We start from the raw sequence: 26,370 nt of genomic DNA on the forward strand, positions 1-26,370 counted from the left end.
TTTTTGGTGAAAGGGCTTACTTCTGAGTTAAAAAATTACGTAAAATAATATTATAAAATAAAAATTTACGTAAATAAATAAATGTACAGAGGTAATATTTAATAAAATTTAGTTAAAATACAGAAAATAGATAATATCAAGCATTTAGATTGACTTTATAACTGCTTATATGCAATAATGGTGAAAAGAAAACAAGAACGTTTACGTAAATATTTAAATAAATAGAGATGCTTGGAAAGGAGAGCTGCCAATGATTAAATTTGGAATTATCGGTTTTGGTTATATGGGACATAAACATGAACTGAAAATCGAACAGACGGAAGACATGGAATTAGTTGGAATTTGTGATATTGATGAATCCAGAATGGATGATGCATCAACACCCGGAGTAATAAAATATACAGATGCGGACAGACTGCTTGAAAATAAAGATATTGATACTGTGTTGATTGTAGTGGAAAATCATAAGCATAGGGAAATGGTAGAAAAAGCTGCAAAGGCGGGGAAAAATATTATTTGTGAAAAACCGGTTGCTCTTAATGTAAAAGAGTTTGATGAAATGGTACAGATATGTAGGGAATGTGGAGTTGATTTCACAATTCATCATCAAAGGCGATATGATAGAGATTATAGAACTATGAAATCTATTTATGATCAGAATAAGCTGGGTAATGTATACACTATTCAATCTATGCTGTATGGAATAAACGGAAATATGCATGATTGGCACGTATATAAAAAATACGGTGGTGGAATGCTTTATGACTGGGGAGTCCACCTGATTGATCAAATATTATGGATGGTTCCATCTAAGGTTGAATCCGTTTATGCACAAGTCAGGAATGTGATAAATTTTGAAGTTGATGATTATTTTAAGGTTGACATAAAATTTCAAAATAATGTCCGAGCAGAAATAGAGTTAGGAACATATTTTTTGGGAGATAAAGAAAACTGGTTTGAACATCATTGGTTTATCGGTGGTGATAAGGGTAGTGCTTACTCGGACGGCTTTTTACCAAAAGGAAAAATTGTAAAAACAACTCGTCTTTTGACAAATGTTCCGGGAAAGACAACGATGACTTTTGCAGGTCCTACTCGTTCGTTTGGTCAGATTGATAAAGATATTCTTATAACTGAGGATCTTCAAATTGCAGATAATGATCAGATTGAATTTTTTGAGAACTATAGAGATGCAAGAGAAGGAAAAACAGAATTTATAATTAAACTTCCTGAAATACGCAGAGTAATGCAGGTTCTTGAAGCTATTTGGAAGTCTTCAGAGAAAAACGAAGTAATAAAATTTGATGGAGGCCTGTAATGCGAGTTGTTGTCTGGGATGAAAGTTTGCATGAAAAAGAGGAAAGAGTACATGATGTTTATCCGAACGGTATTGCTAATGAAATAGCCGACGGAATAAAAAAAGAATTGTCCTTTATGAATGACTGTGAAATTAAATGTTCAAATTGCGAAATGGATGATTTCGGATTTACTGAAGAGATGTTGGATAACACAGATGTACTTGTTTTTTGGGCACACCGCAGTCATGATGCTTTTCCTGATGAAATAGTAGAAAGAATATATAACAGAGTAATGAAGGGAATGGGACTGATTGTATTGCATTCGGCTCATTTAAGTAAAGTCTTTAAAAGGCTTATGGGTACAAGTTGTACATTAAAGTATCGTTTTGGAGATTATGCACGTATATGGACCACCACTCCCTCACATCCTATTGCCAAAGGAATACCTGAATATTTTGATCTGGATGAGGAGGAAATGTATGGGGAATTTTTTGATATACCTAAGCCTGATGATGTGGTTTTCACTACTTGGTTTTCGGGAGGCAATTTATTTAGAGGTGGTTGCACGTGGCAAAGAGGATATGGAAAGGTTTTTTATTTTCATCCGGGACATGATACAAATTTAGCATATTATAATCAGACGGTTTTGAAGGTGATTAGTAATGCTGTTTTGTGGGCTGCTCCGATAAATGAAAGAAAAGATATTAGATGTGAAGAATATCCAAAAATAAATTTACGTAAAAATGTATAAAATAATTTGTATTTAACGTGATATAAAGGATAAACACCTAAAAATCAAATAATACAAAACAAAAAAGCAAAATAATATATAAAAATATTGACAAATATAATTAAAAATTATATAATAAGTCATAAGTTGATACGTATTAGAAATAAGATTTGCGCAAATAATATGATGTTATAAAAATAAAATTAATATGAATGGAGAAAATGTATGAGATTAGGGTATATGACAAATGCATTTGGGCCTTTAGTTGGATCAGGAGCGGGAGTAACAAGTGTTAAAGATATCAGATATTTAACAATGTGTGATGATTCGGAAGCTATGAAGACAATACGTGACATCGGATTTGAATATATCGAGGTGCTTGACGGAAATTTAACCAAGTATGCAGATAATATTGACGAACTCAAAGAGATGATGAAAAATGCAGATGTACATATGATGAGCGTGTGTATAGGTGCCAATTTTATTTATAAAGATGCTTTGGAAGATGAGATGGCTCATGTTGAAGAAGTTTGTAAGGCGGCTAAGGAAGCAGGAGTTACTTATTTGGTAATTTGTGGAGGGGCAATAAGAACAGGTGGAATAAGACCGGGAGATACAAAGCTTTTAGCTGAAGGACTTGATGAATTGGAGAAAATAACCGACAAATATGGCTTGGTTGCAGCTTTCCACCCACATCTTGGATCAATTGCTGAGAGTCCAAAGGAGATAGATGAGCTTTTTGCATATTCAAATATTAAGGTTTGCCCGGATGTTGCACATCTCCTTGCAGGAGGATATGATCCGATTGAGTTTATTAAGAAATACTACGACAGAATTGCATTGATACATTTAAAAGACCTTAATGATGAGGGATTTGCACCGCTTGGAACAGGAAGAGTTGATTTGGACGGAGTGATTTCATATGTTAAATCAAGAGGTTATGACGGTGATTGGCTTGTAGAAGTGGACGGATATGCAGGTGATGCAAAGGAAGCTTGTAGAATCTCATATGAGTTTTTAAAGGGTAAACTTGTATAAAATAATATTAAGAAAAAGAATTAGGGAGAAAAAAATGAGAATTAAAGCGTTGGCAGCAATAGCACTTGCAGCAATGGTTATAAATGCAACAGGATGTGCACAAAACGGAGATAGCGGTAAGACTGAATCAGGTCAGTCAGCAGCGGAGCAGACAGTTAAAGAAGATAACTCTACAGGAAATACTCAAAGTTCAGGTGAAGAGGATCAAATATTGACAAAGGGACCTCATGGAGAGCAGGGAGTTAATGCCGATACTATCACTTTGAGCGATGAGCAGAAGAATGCAATAAAGGAAGGAAAATTCAAAGTTGCACTTTGTATGCATTATGGCGGAAATGACTGGGCAACAGCACAAATAAATGCGATTAAGGATACTTGTGCAGAGCTAAATATGGAAGTTGTAGCAGTAACAGATGCCAATTTTTCAGCTGAAAAGCAGGTTTCAGATATAGAAACTGTAATGGCATTAAAGCCTGATGCAATAATTTCAATACCTACCGATATTACAGCTACAGCGGATGCTTATAAGAGAGCTATAGATTCAGGAATTAAAGTTGTTTTTATGGATAATGCTATGAAAGATATGGAAGGTGGAAAAGATTATGTATCTTGTGTATCTGCAGACAGTTATGGAAATGGAGTTGCTGCTGCCAGATTGCTTGGTGAGAAGTTGAACGGTAAGGGAAAAGTCGGAATGGTATATTACGATGCGGATTTCTTTGTTACCAACCAGAGAGATGCAGGTTTTAGAGATACTTTGAAGAAAGAATTTCCGGATATTGAGATAGTTGCCGAGCAGGGATTTACAGATGAGAATGGTTGTAACGAGCAGGCAGATGCCATATTAACTCAGTTCCCTGATATTGACGGTATTTATGCTTCATGGGATATACCTATGGAAGGAATACTTTCATCTGTAAGAGCTGCAGGAAAGGAAGGAAAGATTGCGTTAGTTGCAATTGACCTTGGTAATAACATTGCACTTGAAATTGCAAAAGGCACAGTAGTGGGTGTAGGAGCACAGATGCCTTATGATCAGGGTGTTGCAGAGACTAAACTGGCTGCATTGTCATTGATAGGTGAAAGCACACCGGCATATGTTGTATGTCCTGCAATGAAGGTAGACAAAGAGAATGTACTTGATGCATATAAGGCTGTTTACCATGTAGACGCTCCAAGCTGGCTTTTAGAAGCTGATAAGTAAAAATACGATAAGTACCTGATTTAATTTTAAGGGGATATAATGGAAAACACAGTATTAAAGATGGAAGGTATCTGCAAATCATTTGGCGATGCTAAAGTACTTAAGAATGTGCAATTTGAATTAAAACATGGAGAAGTTCATGCACTTGCGGGAGGTAACGGTGCAGGCAAATCCACATTGATGAAGATAATGACAGGAGTATATACGCATGATGAGGGAAAGATTTTCATTGATGGGAAAGAGACTGTAATTGAAAAACCTCTGGATGCTAAAGAGCAGGGTATCGCAATGATCTTCCAGGAACTTTCACTTGTACAAACAATGACGGTTGCAGAGAACATTTTCCTTGGTACGGAAATTGTTAAAAACGGTGTCAGAGATGTTAAAAAGATGAATGAAAAGACAAGTCAGATTTTGCATCGTCTTGGAATGGACATCTCTCCATCAACTGTTGTGTCTGAATTAAGTGTAGGAATGAGTCAGATGGTTGAAATTGCAAAAGCAGTTTCAAAAGATGCTAAAATTCTTGTTTTTGACGAACCGACAGCTGCACTTTCAGATTCAGAAACAAAACGTTTATTTGAGATAATAACGCAGCTGAAAAATGAAGGGGTTTCGATGGTATATATATCCCATCGTATGAATGAGATTTTAAGTATATGTGACAGTATTACAATTCTTAAGGATGGTGAGTATGTAACCACCCAGAATATAAAGGACATGACATTAGATAAAATAGTGTCTTATATGATGGGAGGAACTTCCGGAAAAGGTCATAAGTTTGAGTGGGTCGAAAGAAAACATGATGAAAATGCTAAAGATGTACTGAAGGTAGATCATTTAAAAATAAACGAGAAAATAAATGATATTTCATTTTCATTAAAGCATGGTGAAATCGTCGGTTTTGCAGGATTGATGGGAAGTGGTAGAACAGAGATTCTTGAGTGTTTATTTGGATTGAGGAAGAAAGAAGGCGGAACGGTAATACTTGATGATAAGGAAGTTCATATAAAAAATCCTACTGAGGCTATAAAGAACGGACTTGCTTTTATTCCGGAAGACAGGAGAAAAGAGGGACTTGTATTGATGCATTCAATAAAAGACAATGCAGTACTCCCTATTTTGGATAGATTAAGTATTAAAGGAATATTTAATGATGATAAGAAGGAGCGTGCTCTTGTCGGAGAAAATATTAAAAAATTTGGAGTTAAGGCAGAGCATATTGATCAGGAAATAGGTCTTTTGTCAGGTGGGAACCAGCAAAAAATAGTTATTGCTAAGTGGATGAATACTTGCCCTAAAGTGATTATGCTTGATGAACCTACCGCCGGAGTGGATATAGGTGCAAAAGGAGAAATACTTGAAATAGTAAGAAGTTTTGCGGATCAGGGTTGTGGAGTTCTCTTCGTGTCTTCTGAGCTTACGGAGATGATGGCAATATGTGATCGAATCATTGTACTATTTGATGGTCGAATTACAGGAATGATAAGTCGAAAAGATATTAAATTAGAGGAGGAGTTACAGAATGCAATCCAAATGTCATAAAAAGTTGGAATTGAGTAAATTTACTGTATACATTGTACTTGGTATAGTATTTATATTTTTCTCAATTGCCTTAAACGGTAAGGGATTCATAGCTTCGGGAAACTTATTGAACATATTAAGACAGACAGCAATGGTATCTGTTATGGCCGTTGCCGGAGTATTTGTTCTCGGAGCGGGACAAATAGATTTGACGGTAGGTTCAACAGCTGCAATGAGTGCGATGTTTTCAGCCCTGGTTCTACAAGCTACAAATAATATGTTACTTGCTATTTTAGCATCTATATTATTTGGAATATTTGTAGGATTTATAAATGGCTTACTTGTAACAAAGCTTAAATTGCCATCATTCTTAGCCACACTTGGTATGATGCAGATGATTCGCGGAATGGCTATGTGGATAACCAATACCGCTGCCGTACCTATCAAAAACCAAACTTTCAATACAATTTTTGGAACAGGTTATATTGGTGGTGTATCAGTTTTAATTTTGTGGACAATTGTTTTCTACATTATAGGATTTGTATTATTTAATAAGACAAGATTTGGACGTCATGCACTTGCGACAGGAGGAAATGAACTCGCAGCAAAATATTCAGGTTTAAAAACTGAAAAAATAAAAATGATAATTTTTATGATGTCAGGAGCGTTTGCAGCATTTGCAGGAATAATGTATGCAGGAAGAATGCAATCAGGTCGATATTCATTTGGAGACGGAGATGAAATGTCGGTAATCGCATCTGTAGTACTTGGAGGTGCTGCAATGTCCGGAGGAACCGGATCTATGATAGGAGCACTTGCAGGTTCTCTATTGATGGGAATGATTAACAATGCTTTGATCTTAGCCGGTCTTTCATCCGCTCAGCAGAAAATTGTAAATGGAGCAATTATTATTTTCGCGGTAGCTTTAAGTAATATTGTTCAAAATAAAAAAAGGAAATAGATTTAGGAGGTAAAAACCATGAAGAAAATGGGAATTGGAGTTGTAGGAGCAGGATTTATGGGAAAAGCACATTGTGTTGCACTTTCCAATATGCCGAAATTATTTACTGATGCACCTTATGTACCGGTATTCAAAACTGTATGTGATATAGTGCCTGAGATTGCAGAGGATTTTAAGGAGCGTTTTTCTTTTGAAAAGGCATGTACAAACTATATGGATGTAGTAAATGATCCTGAAATTGACATTGTATGTGTATGTACTCCAAATGATTCACATGCTGAAATCTCAATAGCTGCACTTAAGGCAGGAAAGCATGTTATTTGTGAGAAACCGATTGCAACAAAGACAGAAGATGCAAAGGCTATGGCTGAGGCTGCAGAGGAAGCGGCAAAGAAGGGCATTGTATCTATGTGCGGATATCAGTATAGAAGAGTTCCTGCAATTGATGAAGCTAAAAAGATTATTGAAAGCGGAAGACTGGGAGAAATCACAAATGTACGTGCACAGTATCTACAGAGCTGGTCTGCAGATCCAAGATCTCCATTGTCATGGCGTTTTGTAAAGGAAACAGCAGGTGCAGGTACACTTGGCGACATCTTTACACATGCACTTGATATTGCACAGTACCTTGCAGGTAATGTAACAGATGTAGTATCAATGGTAAAGACATACATAAAGGAGCGTCCGGTTCAGGAAGGCGGAGTAGACCTTTTAGGAACAGTAAAGCTTGGTGATGATGCAAAGAAGCAGGTTGTAGATGTTGATGATGAGGTATCAATACTTTGCAACTTTGACAGCGGTGCAATCGGTAGCGTAGAAGCTACAAGAATGGCTTGGGGACGTAATAACTACCTTACAGTTGAGGTTCACGGAACAAAGGGTTCACTTACATGGAACTATGAGCGTTTGAATGAGCTTGAAGTATGCTACGGTATGGAAGATAATGACGGGGAGAGAGGATTTAGAAAGATATATACAGGTCCTGCAAACCCACATGGTGATGTAACTTGGAATATACCTGGAATGAACATTGGTTACGGTGAATTAAAGGCAATTGAAGCATATGAGTTTGCAAAGGCAGTTGTAGGAGGATATCAGCCAACTACAAACTTTAAAGTAGGATATCAGCTTGACAGAGTTTGTGAGGCGGTTCTTGAATCAAATGAGAAGAAAGCTTGGGTACAGGTTAAATGAAAATAGGTTTTGTAAGTGCTATACTCGATAAAAGCGATTTCGAGGAAATGATTAGTGTAGCATCTGATTTGGGATACAAATGTGTCGAAGTAGCCTGCTGGCCTAAAGGAAAAGCAGAAAGAAGATATGCCGGTGTAAGTCATATTGATGTAGAAAATAATGATGACTCCTATGTATCATATATACAGAATTTTTGTAAAGATAAGGGAGTGGAAATTTCATCTCTGGCATATTACCCTAATCCTTTAGATGGAGACTTGGAGAAGAGAACTGCAGCTGTAGAGCATTTAAAGAAAGTAATACAGTTTAGTGCTAAACTTGGTGTTAATATGGTCACAACCTTTATAGGAAGAGATCAGAGCAAAAGAGTTGAAGAGAATCTGGAACTTGTAAAGGAAGTATGGCCACCTATCATTAAGCTCGCTGAAGAATGTGGAGTAAAAGTGGCAATCGAGAACTGTCCTATGCTGTTTGGTCCGGACCAGTGGCCGGGAGGGCAGAACCTGATGACAACACCGTCTATCTGGAAAAAAGTCTTCGATATTCTTCCAAGTGATAACCTAGGAATAAACTATGATCCGTCTCATTTTGTATGGCAAATGATAGACTATATAAAGCCGATTTATGAATTTAAGGATAAAATTTTCCACGTTCATTTTAAGGATATAAAGCTCTATCGCGACAAATTAGATCAGGTGGGTGTAATGGCGTATCCATTGGAGTACATGTCACCTAAAATACCGGGTTATGGAGATGTTGATTGGGGAAAATATGTATCTGCATTAACTGATATCGGTTATGACGGATATACTTGTATAGAAGTGGAAGACAAATATTTTGAAGGATCAAAGGAAAAAGTTATTGATTCATTGAAGCTTTCAAAACAGTATATGACAAATTTTGTAATCTAAATTTATGCAAAGAATAAATTGATTTAATTAAAGATAGTAAGGCACTGATTCTATACGTTTCAGTGCCTTTTTTACAGAACTGTTATAAAGATGGGGTAAACCTTAGTAGAAATCTAAAGGCTTGAATGCTATAATGAGTAAAATTAGATTTTATATTGACATACAGATTAAAACTATATTTATTAAAGCCGAGAATTACAAAAGTATAAAAATATTTTAAAATAGGAGAAGAGATGGCATCCATAAAAGATATAGCCAAAATGGCAGGAGTATCTACCGCAACAGTTTCACATGTAATAAATAAAACAAGATATGTAAGTCCTGAACTTGTGGAAAAGGTGGAACAGGCGATAAAGAATGCAGATTCTCCACCTAAATTTGTTGTTAGAAGACAAAAAAAAATCCGTGAAAATATACATCAATCTCAAAACGGAGTATTATTGTATATTTGTCAGTATGAAGAGGATAATTATGCCGGAGGAGTTTGGAGTAAGCTTAAGCCCATAATGGAGAGCAAGGGCTATACTATGATTCGTTGTAATTGTAACAGCGATCTTGAATTTGGACTTGTTGATAAGTTGTTATCTGATCATGTAGAGATTATAGGTATGTTTGTCTCTGCAAGAACGGATGAGTTTTATATTCAAAAAATAGTGCGTACAACCAATATTCCCTGTGTTGTAATTGGGAATGAAGTAGATGATGTGGCATTTGATAGAGTATCAACGGATATATATAAGGCTGCATATGATTGTACAATGCATTTTATAAGAAGCGGTCATGATAAAATAGCGATTCTTATGGGAGATTTACTGAAAAGTTATAATAATGAAGTTATAAGGGGATATGAAAATGCTCTTGAATATGGTGGGGTTAAATTTAAAAATCGATATATTCTGCATAAAGACAGTGAAGAAAAAAAAATATCTGATATGTTATCAGAGCTTTTAGATGGAAATGATAATCCGAGTGCACTTTTAATTGCAGATTCTGAACATATTTACAGAGTTTATCGATATATGATGAAAAGAAATATAAGGTGCCCGAAAGACTTGTCTATTATGTGTATTGGAAATGAAGGCAGTGCACCATATCTTAATCCTGCTCTTTCTATGGCAGAGAATAATTTTGAATATATTGCAGAGAAAGCAATGGATCTTATGTTAGACAGAATAAAAGAATTATCGGAAAAAGATAAGTATGAGGCTGTTCTTAAGAAGACCTCTAAAATACTTGTATCACCTAAAATAATTATTCGAGATTCGATAACAGGTACGGCAAGAGGTCCGTTTGGAGAAAAAGGTGCTGATATAAATATGCTTTCCTTAACGGAAAAAGAGATGGATATTTGCAGAATGAAAAGGTATACCGCCGTTATTGTCTATCATTATATCGGAGCTTCATTTATGAAACTGCATGAACAAGGTGTCAGAGACGTTTTTGATAGAATCGGTATTACTGTAATTGCGGTAATGGGATGTCAGATGGATTTTTCTATGCAAAAAAAGCAGATAGAGAGTCTTCTAATGCTTGAGCCTGATATAATGATTGCATTTCCTGTAAACCATACATTAACACAGGAGGTATTTGAGGAAGTAATAAGAACGAAGACAAGGCTGATATTTATGGGACATGTACCGGATAGATTTGAAGGAAGCGGGTATGTATCATGTATCAATGTTAATGAAAGGAGTAACGGAAGAAACATAGGCAGAGGACTTGGAGATTATCTGCTTTTGAATCATAAGAAAAACATAGGAATAATTCGATACGGACATCAATTCTACACTACAAACCAGAGAGATTTAGCTGTAGAACAGATCCTTAGAGAAGAATATCCTGAATTAAGAATTTGTGCGACAGAAGTATTTTCAAAAGATGAATATGATAAAACAAAGGAGCTCCTGATGTGGCATCCGGAAATTGACGGAATATATGTCTCATGGGAAGGACCGGCAGTAAAAGTTTTGGAAGCTCTTCATGATATAAACAGAGAGGATATTGCTGTTGCAACATCGGATCTGGACTTTTCGGTTGCATTGGATATGGCTAAAGGTGGATGCATAAAGGTATTAAGTGCGCAGCAGCCTTTTGAAGAAGGACAAGCGGCAGCGTTATGTGCAGCAAATGATTTACTTGGAAAAACGGTTCCATCATTTATTGCAGTCGAACCGGTATTTATAACTATAGAAAACTTGATCAAATCTTGGAATACGATATATAAAACAAAGGCTCCTAAAGAAATAGTACAGGCTTTGCAAGAGAATGAGCAGTTTATGAGCGAATAATAGTTTTGGTAGCAAAATAACAATATAAAAAATCACGAGGTCACCCCAAGTAGGGATGACCTCGTTTTATTATGATATCACTTTTTTATTCTTATTTTCTTCTTTCAAATTCTTTTGTGCTGTTGAGAGCATCAGCTTGATTCGGTTGAGCTGGTTAACTTCTGAAGCACCCGGATCATAGTCTACCGCTATGATATTTGCTTCAGGGTGTGAGCGGCGAAGCTCTTTGATAACACCCTTGCCCACTACGTGGTTCGGCAGACAACCAAAAGGCTGTGTACAGACGATATTCGGTGTGCCTGTCTCTATAAGCTCAAGCATTTCTCCGGTTAAGAACCAGCCCTCACCGGTCTGATTACCTATAGATACATAATCCTTTGCCATATTTGCAAGGTGATCTATTCTTGAAGGAGCGATGAAATGCTTGCTCTTTTCAAGCGCTTTTCTGGCATCACCTCTGAGAGCCTCAAGTACCTTGATACCTGCATTTGCCATGAACGCCGTCTTCTTTGACATACCGAGGTGCTCGGCCTTGAAGTTGCTGTTGTAGAAGCTGTACAGCAAAAAGTCCATAAGATCGGGCATTACAGCCTCGGCACCTTCTTTTTCAAGCAATTCCACTATATGGTTATTTGCAAGAGGAGAGAACTTAACAAGGATTTCTCCGACTATACCTACTCTAGGTTTTTTGATATTGAGTCTTGGAAGATTATCAAAGTCTTTTACAATGCCTCTGATATTTCTCTTAAACTCACCGAAGTTCGGTTTTCTTACAGACAGAGAGTCAATAACACGATTTCTCCACTTTTTATGGAGTCTGTTGGCAGCACCTTTTTCCTTTTCATAAGGTCTGGTAGCATACAAGACTCTCATAAACAGGTCGCCGTATACGACAGCCTGCATAGCCTTAATAATCATGGCAGGAGTCATCTTAAATCCTTCGTTGGTCTCCATGCCGTTGGCATTGACAGAGATTACAGGTATCTGTTCCATATCCACTTTTTCAAGAGCTCTTCTGATAAAGCCGATATAGTTGCTGGCTCTGCATCCGCCACCTGTCTGGCTCATAAAAATGGCGGTCTTATTCGGATCGTATTTTCCTGAAAGCAATGCTTCCATTATCTGTCCTACAACTATAAGTGAAGGGTAGCAGGCATCATTGTTTACATATTTAAGACCGCAGTCTATAGCGGAACGTGAATCATTTTGGAGTACCTCTACATGGTAGCCGAAAGCGTTGAGTGCCGGCTCCAAAAGGTCAAAATGTATAGGAGACATCTGTGGACATAGAATGGTGTATTCGTCCTTCATCTCCTTTGTAAACACCTTTCTGTGGTAAGCTGAGGATTGAATTTTTCTCTCATAGTTTTTCTTATCTCTTACACGCAGTGCGGCGATAAGTGAACGTATACGGATTCTTGCTGCACCGAGATTGTTTACCTCATCGATTTTAAGTACAGTATAGATTTTTCCTGAACCTGTAAGTATATCACTTACCTGATCTGTGGTCACGGCGTCAAGTCCGCAGCCGAAGGAGTTTAGCTGTACAAGATCAAGGCAGTCATCTTTTTTTACAAGGCTTGCTGCCGCGTAGAGTCTTGAGTGATACATCCACTGATCGCTTACGATAACAGGTCTTTCAACCTTGGCAAGGTGAGATACGGAGTCCTCTGTAAGTACTGCAATACCGAATGATGTTATCATATCAGGTATACCGTGGTGTATCTCAGGGTCAACATGGTAAGGTCTGCCTGCAAGTACAATGCCGTGGCGATTGTTCTTATGCAGCCACTCTATAGTCTTTTCACCTTCACGCTCGATATCTTTCTTTGCCTGTATAAGCTCGGTCCAAGCCGCGTGAGCTGCGAACTTTACTTCTCTTTCATTGATATCGAATTCATCCTTCATAACCTTTATAAGCTGATTTGTAAGTACCTCTTCATTTGTAAATGCCATGAAAGGATTTAAAAATCTTGTATTGGTCTCGCGGATTTCCTCCACATTGTTCTTTATATTCTCAGCATATGAAGTGACGATAGGGCAGTTGAAATGGTTGCCTGCATCAGGCTGCTCATTTCTCTCATAAGGTATACAAGGGTACCATATAGTGCGGATACCGTTCTTTATAAGCCATGAGATATGACCGTGTGTAATCTTGGCAGGATAGCACTCGGACTCACTTGGGATGGATTCAATACCAAGCTCGTATATTTTCTTTGTTGACATAGGAGAGAGTACTGTTCTGAAGCCCAAGCTTCTAAAGAATGTTGCCCAGAACGGGAAGTTCTCATACATATTTAAAACTCTCGGTATGCCGATAGTACCTCTGAATGCCTTATCCGGAGTAAGCGGTTCATAGTCAAACATACGGTGATATTTGTAATCATATAGGTTTGGAACATCCTTTTTTACTCTGTCTTTTCCAAGACCTCTTTCACATCTGTTTCCTGATATGAAGTTTCTGCCGCCTTCAAATTTGTTTACTGTCATTACACAGTTGTTGTTACAGCCACGGCATCTTGTCATAGAGGTGTCATACTGTAAGCCTATGATTTCATCAAGAGGAAGCATAGTTGTCTTTTTGTTTTCGTATCTTTCTCTTGCAATAAGAGCCGCACCGAAAGCTCCCATGATACCAGCAATGTCCGGTCTTGTCACAAATCCGCCTGAAATCTTTTCAAATGCACGAAGTACGGCGTCATTGTAGAATGTACCGCCCTGTACTACGATATGCTTTCCAAGGTCTGCCGCATTTGAAATCTTTATAACCTTAAACAGTGCATTTTTAATAACCGAGTATGCAAGTCCTGCTGAAATGTCTGCGACTGTAGCTCCTTCTTTTTGTGCCTGTTTTACATTTGAGTTCATGAAAACAGTACATCTGGTACCGAGGTCTACAGGACTCTTTGCAAAGAGGGCTTCCTTGGCAAAGTTTTGAACGGAGAAGTTTAATGAACCTGCAAAGGTCTCGATAAATGAACCGCAACCTGCCGAACAAGCTTCGTTTAGCTGTACCGAATCTACAGTACCGTCTTTGATACGGATACATTTCATATCTTGACCGCCGATATCAAGTATACAGTCAACATTAGGTTCAAAGAATGCCGCCGCATAGTAGTGTGCTATAGTCTCAACTTCGCCCTCATCAAGCATAAATGCGGCTTTCAGTAGTGCCTCGCCGTAGCCGGTGGAACATGAATAGACTATCTTTGCATCAGGGCGAATCTTATCCTTTACCTCTTTGATTGCTTTGATAGCTGTAGCTAACGGTGAGCCGTGGTTGTTTGAGTAGAAGTTCCAAAGCAGGCTTCCGTCTTCACCTACAAGCGCAATCTTTGTGGTGGTTGAACCTGCATCTATACCTAGGAAGATATTTCCGCTGTAATCCTCAAGCTTTCCGGTCTTTACACTGTGGCCGAAATGTCTCTGTGAAAACTCTTCATAGTCGGCTTCGTCCTTAAATAAAGGCTCAAGTCTGGCAACCTCATGTTCCATCTTGATACCCTCACGAAGTTTTTTGATAAGGTCTGAGATACCGATCATAGAATCATTGCTTTCACAGTTGAGTGCGGAACCGATGGCTGCAAAAAGATGTGAATTTGGCGGGTCTACGATGTATTCGCCTGTAAGGTTGAGTGTTCTTATAAAGGCCTGCTTAAGTTCTGAAAGAAAGTGCAGCGGACCTCCAAGGAATGCCACATGACCTCTTATAGGCTTACCGCAGGCAAGACCTGAGATAGTCTGATTTACCACAGCCTGGAAAATGGAAGCTGAAAGGTCCTCTCTGGTTGCGCCCTCATTGATAAGCGGCTGTACGTCAGTCTTTGCAAAAACTCCGCATCTGGCAGCTATAGGATAGATTGACTTATAGTTTTTGGCATACTCATTAAGTCCGATGGCATCTGTCTGAAGCAGTGAAGCCATCTGGTCGATAAAGCTTCCTGTACCTCCGGCACAGATACCGTTCATTCTCTGGTCGATACCGCCTGTGAAGTAGATAATCTTTGCATCCTCACCGCCAAGCTCTATTGCCACATCGGTTTGCGGTGCAACTGCCTTAAGTGCGGTAGCTACGGCTACAACCTCCTGTACAAAGGTTGACTTAAGATGCTTTGAAAGTGTGAGACCGCCTGAGCCGGTGATCATCGGAATGATATTTACTTCTCCTATTTTCTCAAAGGCATCTGAGAGCTGTGCCGCCAAAGTCCCCTGAATATTTGCATAATGTCTGCGATAATCTGAAAATACTACATCGTGATTGCTGTCAAGTATAGCAATTTTTACTGTAGTAGAACCTATATCTATTCCAAGTACATAGGTTTTTTCTGTGTTTTGCATATAATAACCTCTTAAATAAGCTTAAAATCAAATTTGTGTCTTTTATATTTGAAATATCTTTAACAGGTATTTCAAACTTTTATTTTTGCATCAAATATAATTGCGTACAAAAACAACATGTAAAAACATGATTTTATATCATAGCACATTGCTAGGAATAAGGCAATGAATAAGAGATTAAAAGAGTGTTAAAAATAAAAGTGCCAAAACCGACTTTCATCGGAATTGGCACTTTTGATATTATTTTTGGCATCCTAGTTCATGGCTTCTTTCATTTCTTTTACATACTCTCCGATATATTTCGGGGCTTCGGTTTTATATTTTTTGAGCAGTTTTATTATTGCGGAACCTACTATGACTCCGTCAGCAATTTGGCTCATCTCATTTGCCTGCTGCGGTGTGGATATACCGAAGCCTATAGCACATGGGACGGATGTATTTTCTTTTACTATTTTTACTATGGAGTCAAGGTCGGTGGTTATCTCACTTCTTGTACCTGTTACACCGAGACTTGATACGATATATAAAAATCCCTTTGCCTCTTTTACAATCATAGCGATTCGGTCGTCCGAAGTCGGAGCGATGAGAGATATAAGGTCAACATTATGTCTGTCCGCCACATCAAGAAACTCTTTCTTTTCCTCAAACGGTATATCGGGAAGTATTATTCCGTCAATGCCGACTTCATTACATCTTGTGAAAAATTTTTCGGCACCGTATGAGAAGACCACATTGGCGTAGGTCATAAACACAAGAGGGATACTTACTTCTTTTCTGACATCCGCAACCATATCAAAGACCTTGTCAGTTGTGATGCCGCCTGCAAGCGCTCTGATATTGGCACCCTGTATTACAACACCCTCTGCTGTCGGGTCTGAAAACGGAATGCCTATCTCTATGAGGTCGGCACCGTTTTTTACCATCTCCAATATAGTGGCTTTTGTAGTGGCCACATCAGGGTCGCCACAGGTGATAAACGGAATAAATGCTTTTTTATTTTTGAATGCTTCATATATCTTATTCATATAGGTCTTCTCCTTTATATCTTGCAATGGCTGCACAATCTTTGTCACCTCTTCCGGAGATTGTTATTACAATTATTTTGTCCTTGCCCATAGAAGGTGCTATTTTCTTTGCATAGGCTACTGCATGAGCTGATTCAACAGCCGGAATAATTCCTTCCGTTCTTGAGAGGTACTCAAATGCCTCTACGGCTTCATCATCCGTTACAGGTACATAGCTTGCTCTCTTTATGTCGTTTAAGTAGGCGTGCTCAGGTCCTACTCCCGGATAGTCAAGTCCTGCGGAAATAGAATAAACAGGGGCAATCTGGCCGTATTCATCCTGACAGAAGTATGACTTCATACCGTGGAATATACCGAGGCTGCCTGTATTGATTGTGGCTGCGGTTTCAAAGGTATGTATACCCTTTCCTGCGGCCTCACAGCCGATGAGAGCCACTTCCTTGTCCTCTATAAAGTTGTAGAAACTTCCGATGGCATTTGAGCCTCCGCCTACACAGGCAACTACTGCATCAGGAAGTCTGCCTTCTTTTTCCAAGATCTGCTCTTTGATTTCCTTTGATATTACCGCCTGAAAATCTCTTACTATTGTAGGGAAAGGATGAGGTCCCATTACGGAGCCGAGGCAGTAATGTGTATCGTCAATTCTGCTGGTCCACTCCCTCATAGCCTCTGAAACGGCATCTTTTAGAGTCTTTGTACCGCTTGTTACAGGGATAACGGTTGCACCTAAAAGTCTCATCTTGTACACATTAAGTGCCTGACGAATTGTGTCCTCTTCACCCATAAACACTACACATTCCATGCCCATAAGAGCCGCTGCTGTAGCGGTTGCTACACCGTGTTGTCCGGCACCTGTTTCCGCGATAAGTCTCCTCTTGCCCATCTTTTTTGCAAGCAGTGCCTGACCGAGTACATTGTTTATCTTATGTGCGCCTGTATGTGTGAGGTCTTCACGCTTGAGATAAATTTTTGCACCGCCCAGGTCCTCAGTCATTTTCTTTGCAAAGTAAAGCTTTGAAGGCCTGCCTGCATAGTCATTCAAAAGATAATTCAGTTCCTTATTGAATTCAGGATCGTTTTTATAATGATTGTACGCATTTTCAAGCTCTATTACCGCATTCATCAGGGTCTCAGGTATGTACTGACCGCCGTGAATTCCAAATCTTCCCTTAGTTTCTTTCATTTTCTACCTCTCTCACTAATTTTACAAATTTTCTCATTTTATCTGCATCTTTTTTGCCGCCTGTTTCTATCCCGGAGCTTACATCCACGCCGAAAGGGTGCAGGGTATTTATCTTTTCACATATATTGTCGGGAGAAAGTCCGCCGGCTAAAAAGTAATCGCCTTTAAAATCCTTTAATATCGACTCGTCCAAGGTTTTGCCGTCACCTGCGCCTGCATCCAGTAATATAAAGTCACTTCCTTCTTTATATAATGTATTTATATCGGCTTTTGACTTTATTTTGAAGGCTTTTATAACAGGTATATTTACGTATTTTTTAAGCTTACTTATATAGTCACTGTCCTCGTCTCCGTGTAGTTGGATGAGGTCGATGATATCATTTCTTACCAAATATATGATATTTTCAATGCTCTCATTTACAAATACACCGACAGCCTTTACCCTTTTATCAAGTCTTTTTTTTAATGCTTTTGCCATATCATAGGATATAAATCTTTTGCTTTTTTTGGCAAAGACAAATCCTATATAGTCAGGCAATAATTCATTGACTACATCTATATCTTCATATCTTTGTATTCCGCATAATTTAATCTTTGTCATTCTTACCCTTTAGCCAATCCAATGTGGCTTTTTTATCTTTTGAACGCATAAGTATTTCACCGACAAGGGCCGCATCCGCTCCCATATCTTTGATATTTTTAATATCCTCGGGAGAACTTACGCCGCTTTCAGAGACAAATAATACATCTTTCGGTACAAGGTCACGCAATCTTTTGCTGTTGTTTGTGTCTACGGAAAAATCTTTCAGATTTCTGTTGTTTACCCCGATAATGCGTGCATTTATTTTTTGTGCCATCTCTATTTCAGCTTCGTCATGACATTCCACAAGAGCGGAAAGTCCAAGCTCGTCACAGATATCTTTATAGTACTTAAGCTCGGGAACTGAAAGTATGGAGCATATCAAAAGCACACATGAGGCGCCCATTGCCTTGGCTTCATATATCATATATTCGTCAACTGTGAAATCTTTTCTAAGAAGCGGAACTTCGGTAATCTTTGCTATTTCTCTCAGATATTCATCGCTTCCCAAAAACCACTTAGGCTCCGTAAGTACGGATATGCAGTCGGCACCGGCTCTTTCGTATTCCTTTGCAATTCTTTGATAAGGAAAATTCTCCGCAATAATACCTTTTGAAGGTGAAGCCTTCTTGCACTCACATATAAAGGAAAGCTCAGGTTTTCTTAACGCGGTTTCAAAGGAAAACCTGTCTGATATTATCTTATCGGCTTCAAGTTTTACCTTTTGTAAAGGTATTTTTTTCTTTTTTTCTTCTATTCTTTCTCTTGTATAATTTGCTATTATATCTAAAATCGTACTACTCATTGCTCACCTTGATAAAGTCTTCCAATACCTTTAATGCTTTCTTGCTGTCAATAAGTCTTGCTGCAAGGTTTATTCCTTCCTGAATACTTTTTGCTTTTTCGCCGATATAGAGCGCCGCTCCCGCATTTAGAAGTACGGCATCTCTTTTGGCACCTTTTTCACCTTCTAATATGGAAAGAGTGATGGCGGCATTTTCTTTCGGGTCGCCACCTGCCAAATCCTCTTTTTTGCAATGGGAAAGGCCGAAGTCCTCAGGTTTTATTTCGTATGTATGCAGTGAGCCGTCCTTTATCTCACATACTTTTGTATGTGCGGAGAGTGAGATCTCGTCAAGTTTGTCCATGCCGTAGACTACCATACCTCTTTTTACTCCAAGTTCCATGAGAACTTTTGCAAGCGGCTCTATCAGGTATTCATCATAAACTCCGAGAAGCTGGCGCTTCGGATGTGCAGGGTTTGTCAGAGGCCCCAGAATATTGAAGACCGTTCTGAATCCGAGTTCCTTTCTGATTGCACCGACATATTTCATTGAGGTGTGATATTTTTGTGCAAAGAAGAAGCAAATGCCCACTTTTTCAAGAAGTTCTCTGCACTTAGCAGGGTCTTCGTCAATGTTTACACCCAAGGCTTCAAGGCAGTCTGCCGTACCGCATTTTGAAGATGCGGCTCTGTTGCCGTGCTTGCTGACTTTCATACCGCCTGCGGCTGCAACTATTGCGGATGTTGTAGAGATATTGAAGCTTCCTGCGTTGTCACCTCCGGTTCCGACTATTTCAAAAAGGTCAAAGTCTGTATCAACAGGTGTGGCGTGTTTTCTCATAGCTTTGGCACAACCGGCAATTTCGCCTGTGGTCTCCGCCTTGGCACTCTTTGTAGACAGTGCTGCAAGAAATGCGGCGTTTTGAGTAGGTGTGGTCTCGCCGTTCATTATTTCATTCATTACGGTGTAAGCTTCGTCAAAACTTAAATCTTCTTTATTTACAATCTTTATAATAGCTTCCTTAATCATAATTTTTCTCCTATAAAGTTTCTAAGCATCTCTTTTCCGTAGGTTGTCATAATGGATTCCGGATGGAACTGCACACCGTATATCGGAAAGGAGATATGTTTTACAGCCATTACCTCACCGTCATCCGTTTTTGCAACTACCTTAAGAGTATCAGGGAGTGTATTTTCAAGAGCGGCAAGAGAGTGATATCTTGCAACCTTGCTTGTATCAGGTATGTCTTTAAATATAGGGCAGTTTGTATCAAAGTGAGTGGTGGAGTCTTTGCCGTGCATCAGTTTTTTGGCATAGGTGACAGTTGCACCGAAAGCCATACATATGGCCTGATGTCCTAGGCACACTCCAAGTATCGGAATACTTTGTCCGAGTTTTTTTACCACGTCTATAATGACTCCGGCATCTTCAGGCCTGCCGGGACCCGGAGAAATAATTATTTTTTCAGGTGAAAGAGCTTTTATATCATCTACGCTCATTTCATCATTTCTTATAACTTTTATATCAGGATTTATTTCTCCTACCATCTGAAAGAGGTTATAGGAAAAACTGTCGTAATTATCAATCAATAGAATCATTTGTTCATCTCCTGTGCTTTTTTCAGGGCGTCGACTACGGCTCCGGCCTTATTGATACTCTCCATATATTCCTTATCGGGGTCAGAGTCCGCCACGATGCCGGCACCGCTTCTTATAAATACTTTGCCGTTTTTCTTATAGGCAAGTCTTATTGCTATGCAGGTATCCATGTTTCCGGTAAAGTCGATATAGCCTATCGCACCTCCGTATATACCTCTTTTGTTGTTTTCAAGTTCTTCTATAAGTTGACAGGCACGAATCTTAGGAGCACCTGAGAGAGTACCTGCAGGAAGTACGGCTTCAAGCGCGTTGAGCGCATCGTATTCAGGCCTTATCTCGCCTCGAACGGTGGAACCTATGTGCATTACATGAGAGTATCTTTCTATAGAGTGGAATTTTTCCACAACCACGCTGCCGAATTTGCTTATCTTTCCAAGGTCGTTTCTTCCGAGGTCTACAAGCATGTTGTGTTCCGCAAGTTCCTTTTCATCAGCCAAAAGTTCGGTTTCAAGTTCTTTATCCTCTTTTTCGCTCTTGCCTCTGGGTCTTGTACCTGCAAGAGGGAAGGTGTGTAATATACCGTCTTCAAGTTTTACCAAAGTTTCAGGAGATGCACCGGCAACTTCCACATCTGTTCCTGAAAAGTAGAACATATATGGTGAAGGATTGACGGTTCTAAGTACTCTGTAGGTATCCAAGAGGCTTCCTTCAAAGTTTGCCTGTAGTCTGTTTGAAAGTACGATTTGGAAAATATCGCCCTCCTTGATATGATGTTTTGCCTTACCGATCATCTTTGAAAACTCGTCCTTTGAAAATAGCGGTGTTACTTCACCGAGCAGCTTTCCGCCTTCAAAGGACTTCTTGCCTGTATGTAAAAGTTCTTTGATTGAATTGAGTCTTTTTAATGCTTTTTCGTATTCAACATCTATGTCTTTGTCAAGTTCGATATTTGTTATAAGTATTATCTTTTGCTTAACATTGTCAAATGCTATAACATCTTTAAACAGCATCAGGTCTATATCTTTAAAGCCTTCACTGTCGTCAATATTCATTTTTGTGCTAGGCTCTTTGTAGTTTATAAAGTCAAATGAAAAGTACCCTACCAGACCTCCTGTAAAAGGTGGGAGAGAAGATATTCTCGGACTTTTGTATTTTTTCAGAAGTTCTCTGAGATAGTTTGTCGGGTCGCTGCATTCAAATTCTTTTCCGTCCACATTCATCTTGCCGTCAATGCAGCTGATTGAAAGCTCCGGTTCAAATCCCAAGAAGGTGTATCTGCCCCAGTTTTCATTGGCCTTGGCTGATTCAAGTAAGTAAGCATGAGTGGATGCCGCTTTCAGAATTCTCATAGCTTCAATCGGTGTGATAAAATCCGACAAGATTTCCATACTTATAGGCGCCAGTGTGTATTCTTTATTTTCTTTAAGTTTTTTTAGGTTGGCTAACATATATTCTCCTTACAATGTCTTTCCTTCAAGTACAACTCTTTTTTTGATGTCCTGCATCAAATGGTCAAATTGGTCAAGGTCAAGTGACTGTGCTCCGTCACAAAGAGCTTTTGCCGGATTGTTGTGCACCTCCACCATAATGCCGTCTGCACCTACGGCAAGTGCGGCCTTTGCAAGAGGCGGTACAAGTGATCTGATACCTACCGCATGGCTTGGGTCTACCAGTATAGGAAGATGTGTTTTTTCTTTTAACAGTGCAACAGCTCCAAGGTCAAGGGTGTTTCTTGTAGCGGTTTCAAAGGTTCTTATGCCTCTTTCACAGAGGATTACGTTTTCGTTTCCTGATGCCATTATATATTCGGCACTCATCAGGAATTCTTCTATAGTATTGCAAAGTCCTCTTTTTAGAAGTATAGGCTTTTTCAATTTGCCGACTTCTTTTAACAGGTCGAAGTTTTGCATATTTCTGGCTCCGATTTGTATGATATCTACATTTTCAAACAGAGGTATCTGTGTCTGATTCATTACTTCAGAGATAATCGGAATATTTACAGCTTCTTTGGCAGACTCAAGGTAGTCAAGTCCTTCTTTTCCAAGCCCTTGGAAGGCATATGGTGAGGTTCTTGGCTTAAATGCGCCTCCTCGAAGGATTACGGCGCCGCTTTTTTTCACGCTGTCAGCCACCATTGTTATCTGTTCTCTTGTCTCTACACTGCAAGGTCCTGCAATAACTGTGAATGTGCCGCTGCCTATATTCACATCGCCGACTTTTACGATTGTATCGTCAGGGTGAACTGTTCTTCCGGCTGCTTTATATGTCTCTGTTACTCTTTTGCCGTAGTCCACTATCGGATGTGTGGCTACTATTGTGTCCATATCTATTTTTGCAGTGTTGCCGATAAGGCAGACTGCAGTATGCTCCGTGCCCGGAGCGTATATTGTATCAAATCCTATATTTTCAAATTCTTGTCTGAAGTTTTTTATTGCCTCTTCGCTGACGCCGGCTTTTAAAATAAATACCATATGTCCTCCTAATAATGTGTTATATAAGTGATATAAAAGTAGTAAGCTTGGTGGTGCTTTTGACTTGCGTGATACTGCATTGCTCCGCACTGCGTGCTCCCGCAATCCGTACAGGCATTTGTACTCCGCGCATTTTCCTGACTGAAAATGGCTGCGTACTCATGTCTGTACGAGTCTCAAGGACTTACCCCCTCTTACAACAAGTTGAAGAGTGGGTAATCCTTTGAGACTCTAGTATCACGCAAAAAAGTCCTTGTTAAGTAAAACCTTAGCGGTTTTATTTAACAAGGACGAAATTTCAACAAAAAAATCGCGGTGCCACCTTGATTCACAGTATGACCTGTGCACTTTAAGATACCTACATATCCCTTGCAACTAACGTATGCGAACGTCGTAGAATACTCTGCTTACGCATTTGACTACGCCCTCCATGGTCCATTTGTCAGACTGTTTCTTATCCGGCTCTCAGCCACCCGGACTCTCTGTGAAGTCATAACCGACTTTATCTCCATATCAACGGTTTGCTTGATTTCACGATTGTAATATAAAATCATGTGACTGTCAACAAAAATAATCATTACAGTTCAGGCGTTTTTTGAGGTGCAAAAATGTCACCTCAAAAATGAAGAAAGTTCAGGCGTTAGAAGATATATGCCATATATGTTTACAGAACAAGGAATTGTGATGCTTTCCGCTTTTATGGTCATTTACATAAAAGCCTTATAAATGATATAATGCTACCTAAGATTGTGCTTGGCAGTCTTAATACTGCAAGTAAATCATTAAAGCGTCACAAAGAAAGGAGAATGATGGCTTTTTTTGAAAAACTGGAGAGGAAATTTGGAAGATACGCAATCAGAAATCTGATGATGTATCTGACTGCACTGTATGCTGTAGGTTTTGTGATATCTTTGGTGAATATACAGATATATTATGAATATATGTCTCTTGATGTGGCAAAGATACTTTCAGGGCAGGTTTGGAGACTTATCACATGGATTATGTATGTACCCGAGCAGAATGTGCTGTTTGCGGCAATAATGCTTGTACTGTATTACAGCCTCGGAACAAATCTTGAGAGAGTTTGGGGCAGTTTCAGATTTAACGTGTATATGTTCATGGGGTATATATTCCTTATAATAGGAGCATTTATCTTATATGCGGTATATGGTGAAGCGGCAAGCGTCTTTTTACTTACACCTGACAGCCTGAATATGTCCATATTTTTGGCATTTGCACTTACATACCCCGATATGACATTTTATCTGTACTTTGTACTGCCTATAAAAGCGAAATATTTGGCGTTTGTATATTTGCTTATTGAAGTTTATAGTTTTATAATAGGAGGCGTCATAACAAAGGTATCTATAGGGCTTAGCTTGTTAAACTTTGTTATATTCTATCTGATGACAAGAAATTGGAACAGAATATCACCGAAGAATGTAGTCAGACAGGTAAAGTTTAAAAAGGCGGTAAAGATGAGACCGGCAGGTGAGCCTATACACAGATGTGCAGTATGCGGAAGAACCGAAAAAGATGACGATACACTTGAGTTTAGATATTGCTCAAAATGTAAAGGTAATCTTGAGTACTGTTCAGACCACTTATATACACATACTCATGTGGAATAAATGAGATACCCTGTAATGATGTAACATTTTATAAATGTATCTTGATACATTTATGGATGAGTGGTAGTATTTTAGCTTGTAGAAAGATAAAGAGGAAAAGGAAAATGAAAAGAACAAAAATTATATGTACTATGGGTCCGAATACAAACGACAAAAAGCTTATGAAAGATATGGCAATCGCAGGAATGGACGTTGCCAGATTCAACTTTTCACATGGTGATTATGAAGAGCATTTGGGCAGATTGAATATATTAAGAGAAGTAAGAGAAGAAACCGGAAAAGAGGTGGCTGCACTTCTTGATACAAAGGGACCTGAGATAAGAACAGGTTTACTTGAGGGCGGAAACAAGGTTACTCTTGTTGCCGGAAATGAATATACACTTACAATAAACGAGTGTGTAGGAAATGACAAAAAAGGCTTTATCAACTACAGCGGGCTTAACGAAGATGTAAAGGCAGGCGATAAAATACTTATAGATGACGGTCTTATCGCACTTGAAGTTATAAATGTGGACGGACCTGATATCCACACCAAAGTTTTAAACGGCGGTGAGCTTGGAGAAAAGAAGGGTGTTAATGTACCGGGAGTTTCAATAAAGCTTCCTGCACTTACACAAAAAGATATAGAGGATATAAAGTTTGCCTGTGACAACGGATTTGAGTTTATAGCGGCATCTTTTATCAGAAACGGTGATGCGGTTCGCCAGATTAAAGAAATTCTTGCAGAAAAGCATGCAAACATCCAGGTTATCTCAAAGATTGAAAACCAAGAGGGTATCGACAATATGGACGATATCATTGAAGCAAGTGACGGTATCATGGTAGCAAGAGGAGATATGGGTGTTGAGATAGACGCCGCAAGACTTCCTTTCATTCAGAAGAAACTTATCGAGAAGTGTTCAGTGGCAGGAAAGCCTGTAATCACAGCTACACAGATGCTTGATTCCATGATCAGAAATCCAAGACCTACAAGAGCCGAGGTTTCAGATGTGGCAAATGCTATCTACGACGGTACGGATGCCATAATGCTCTCAGGAGAGTCCGCAATGGGTAAGTATCCGCTTGAGGCACTTAAGATGATGGTTAAGATTGCAAAGGAGACAGAGATACACCTTGATCATACACAGTACAGAAACAGAAAAGTAAACAAAATGGATAAGAAGAATATTTCAAATCAGGTAGGATATGCTGCAGTTTCTACAGCGGATCAGCTTGAGGCGAAGGCAATTATTGCACCTTCCATCAGCGGATTTACTACAAGAATGCTTTCAAAGTGGAGATCGACTATTCCTGTTTACGGAATGAGCCCAAGCATCACAACAATTCGTCAGATGCAGCTTTTATACGGAGTGGTACCTGTATTTGCAAAGAGAGCCGATACTACAGATGTACTTATAGAGTCATCTATAGATATTCTTAAGAGAGAAAAATATCTTAAGTCGGGAGATTTGGTAGTCGTTACTGCAGGTATTATACCTAAGAAGGCTGACAGAGGACCGGCAAGATACACCAATACAATGCAGGTTGAGACTGTAAAATAGTTTTGTCATATAGGCTTTAAAAACTACATTTTTTAGCAAAGGTCTCATATTTTTGTACAAAAACAGACTA

20 protein-coding genes and 1 other annotated feature are annotated in these 26,370 nt (G+C 39.0%); of the genes, 11 read left to right on the forward strand and 9 right to left on the reverse strand.

Annotated elements, in window-relative coordinates; translation table 11 throughout:
• The first annotated feature begins 250 nt into the window (after positions 1–250).
• The 9 genes from EHW90_RS00575 to EHW90_RS00615 all read left to right on the forward strand — a co-directional run bounded on the left by EHW90_RS00575 (position 251) and on the right by EHW90_RS00615 (position 11,148).
• Positions 251–1,318 (forward strand): Gfo/Idh/MocA family protein, encoded by a 1,068-nt coding sequence (locus EHW90_RS00575; RefSeq protein WP_124950388.1) that lies wholly within the window; start codon positions 251–253, stop codon positions 1,316–1,318.
• Positions 1,318–2,049, forward strand: a complete 732-nt coding sequence (locus tag EHW90_RS00580; protein ID WP_124950390.1) for a ThuA domain-containing protein — start codon at positions 1,318–1,320, stop codon at positions 2,047–2,049. The genes EHW90_RS00575 and EHW90_RS00580 overlap by 1 nt, the downstream gene beginning before the upstream one ends.
• Before the next feature lie 204 nt (positions 2,050–2,253).
• A complete protein-coding gene (locus EHW90_RS00585) occupies positions 2,254–3,066 on the forward strand; it encodes a sugar phosphate isomerase/epimerase family protein (RefSeq protein WP_124950393.1) in 813 nt (270 codons plus the stop codon).
• A gap of 34 nt (positions 3,067–3,100) precedes the next feature.
• On the forward strand, positions 3,101–4,270 hold the full coding sequence (locus tag EHW90_RS00590; RefSeq protein ID WP_124950395.1) for a substrate-binding domain-containing protein: 1,170 nt from the start codon (positions 3,101–3,103) through the stop codon (positions 4,268–4,270).
• A gap of 39 nt (positions 4,271–4,309) precedes the next feature.
• Positions 4,310–5,815, forward strand: coding sequence for a sugar ABC transporter ATP-binding protein (locus tag EHW90_RS00595; protein WP_124950397.1), 1,506 nt, complete (start codon positions 4,310–4,312; stop codon positions 5,813–5,815).
• Positions 5,796–6,755, forward strand: coding sequence for an ABC transporter permease (locus EHW90_RS00600; protein WP_124950399.1), 960 nt, complete (start codon positions 5,796–5,798; stop codon positions 6,753–6,755). The genes EHW90_RS00595 and EHW90_RS00600 overlap by 20 nt, the downstream gene beginning before the upstream one ends.
• Before the next feature lie 18 nt (positions 6,756–6,773).
• Positions 6,774–7,949 carry a Gfo/Idh/MocA family protein gene (locus EHW90_RS00605; protein ID WP_124950401.1) on the forward strand — a complete coding sequence of 392 codons (1,176 nt, stop codon included), beginning with the start codon at positions 6,774–6,776 and terminating at the stop codon, positions 7,947–7,949.
• Entirely contained in the window at positions 7,946–8,860 is a 915-nt protein-coding gene (locus EHW90_RS00610) for a sugar phosphate isomerase/epimerase family protein (RefSeq protein ID WP_124950403.1), read from the forward strand. The genes EHW90_RS00605 and EHW90_RS00610 overlap by 4 nt, the downstream gene beginning before the upstream one ends.
• Before the next feature lie 233 nt (positions 8,861–9,093).
• Positions 9,094–11,148 (forward strand): LacI family DNA-binding transcriptional regulator, encoded by a 2,055-nt coding sequence (locus tag EHW90_RS00615; RefSeq protein WP_124950405.1) that lies wholly within the window; start codon positions 9,094–9,096, stop codon positions 11,146–11,148.
• Between the two features lie 69 nt (positions 11,149–11,217).
• Here the strand turns inward: EHW90_RS00615 and EHW90_RS00620 are convergent, their stop codons facing one another.
• The 9 genes from EHW90_RS00620 to aroF form a co-directional block, all read right to left on the reverse strand.
• Positions 11,218–15,486: a 2-hydroxyacyl-CoA dehydratase gene (locus EHW90_RS00620; RefSeq protein ID WP_124950407.1), complete on the reverse strand. Its 4,269-nt coding sequence runs from the start codon at positions 15,484–15,486 to the stop codon at positions 11,218–11,220.
• Positions 15,487–15,740: 254 nt separating this feature from the next.
• The gene (gene trpA / locus EHW90_RS00625) at positions 15,741–16,511 is read right to left on the reverse strand and encodes a tryptophan synthase subunit alpha (RefSeq protein ID WP_124950409.1); all 771 of its coding nucleotides are present in this window, start codon (positions 16,509–16,511) and stop codon (positions 15,741–15,743) included.
• A complete protein-coding gene (gene trpB / locus EHW90_RS00630) occupies positions 16,504–17,694 on the reverse strand; it encodes a tryptophan synthase subunit beta (protein ID WP_124950411.1) in 1,191 nt (396 codons plus the stop codon). The genes trpA and trpB overlap by 8 nt, the downstream gene beginning before the upstream one ends.
• A complete protein-coding gene (locus EHW90_RS00635; RefSeq protein WP_124950413.1) occupies positions 17,681–18,295 on the reverse strand; it encodes a phosphoribosylanthranilate isomerase in 615 nt (204 codons plus the stop codon). The genes trpB and EHW90_RS00635 overlap by 14 nt, the downstream gene beginning before the upstream one ends.
• Positions 18,282–19,079 carry an indole-3-glycerol phosphate synthase TrpC gene (gene trpC, locus EHW90_RS00640; RefSeq protein WP_124950415.1) on the reverse strand — a complete coding sequence of 266 codons (798 nt, stop codon included), beginning with the start codon at positions 19,077–19,079 and terminating at the stop codon, positions 18,282–18,284. The genes EHW90_RS00635 and trpC overlap by 14 nt, the downstream gene beginning before the upstream one ends.
• On the reverse strand, positions 19,072–20,088 hold the full coding sequence (trpD, locus tag EHW90_RS00645; RefSeq protein ID WP_124950417.1) for an anthranilate phosphoribosyltransferase: 1,017 nt from the start codon (positions 20,086–20,088) through the stop codon (positions 19,072–19,074). The genes trpC and trpD overlap by 8 nt, the downstream gene beginning before the upstream one ends.
• Entirely contained in the window at positions 20,085–20,657 is a 573-nt protein-coding gene (locus tag EHW90_RS00650) for an anthranilate synthase component II (protein WP_124950419.1), read from the reverse strand. The genes trpD and EHW90_RS00650 overlap by 4 nt, the downstream gene beginning before the upstream one ends.
• Positions 20,654–22,105, reverse strand: a complete 1,452-nt coding sequence (gene trpE, locus EHW90_RS00655; protein WP_124950421.1) for an anthranilate synthase component I — start codon at positions 22,103–22,105, stop codon at positions 20,654–20,656. Before trpE ends, EHW90_RS00650 begins: the two co-directional genes overlap by 4 nt.
• A gap of 9 nt (positions 22,106–22,114) precedes the next feature.
• Positions 22,115–23,128 carry a 3-deoxy-7-phosphoheptulonate synthase gene (aroF, locus tag EHW90_RS00660; RefSeq protein WP_124950423.1) on the reverse strand — a complete coding sequence of 338 codons (1,014 nt, stop codon included), beginning with the start codon at positions 23,126–23,128 and terminating at the stop codon, positions 22,115–22,117.
• A 283-nt stretch (positions 23,129–23,411) separates the two neighbouring features.
• Positions 23,412–23,654: a binding site (T-box leader), on the reverse strand.
• A 283-nt stretch (positions 23,655–23,937) separates the two neighbouring features.
• On the opposite strand from aroF, the gene EHW90_RS00670 reads away from it, so the two are divergent.
• Complete coding sequence (locus EHW90_RS00670; RefSeq protein WP_060932076.1) at positions 23,938–24,759, forward strand: rhomboid family protein; 822 nt, start codon at positions 23,938–23,940, stop codon at positions 24,757–24,759.
• A 104-nt stretch (positions 24,760–24,863) separates the two neighbouring features.
• The gene (gene pyk, locus EHW90_RS00675; RefSeq protein WP_124950425.1) at positions 24,864–26,300 is read left to right on the forward strand and encodes a pyruvate kinase; all 1,437 of its coding nucleotides are present in this window, start codon (positions 24,864–24,866) and stop codon (positions 26,298–26,300) included.
• Positions 26,301–26,370: the final 70 nt, after the last annotated feature.

The sequence above is a fragment of the Lachnoanaerobaculum orale genome (assembly GCF_003862485.1).
Lineage (GTDB): Bacteria > Bacillota > Clostridia > Lachnospirales > Lachnospiraceae > Lachnoanaerobaculum > Lachnoanaerobaculum orale.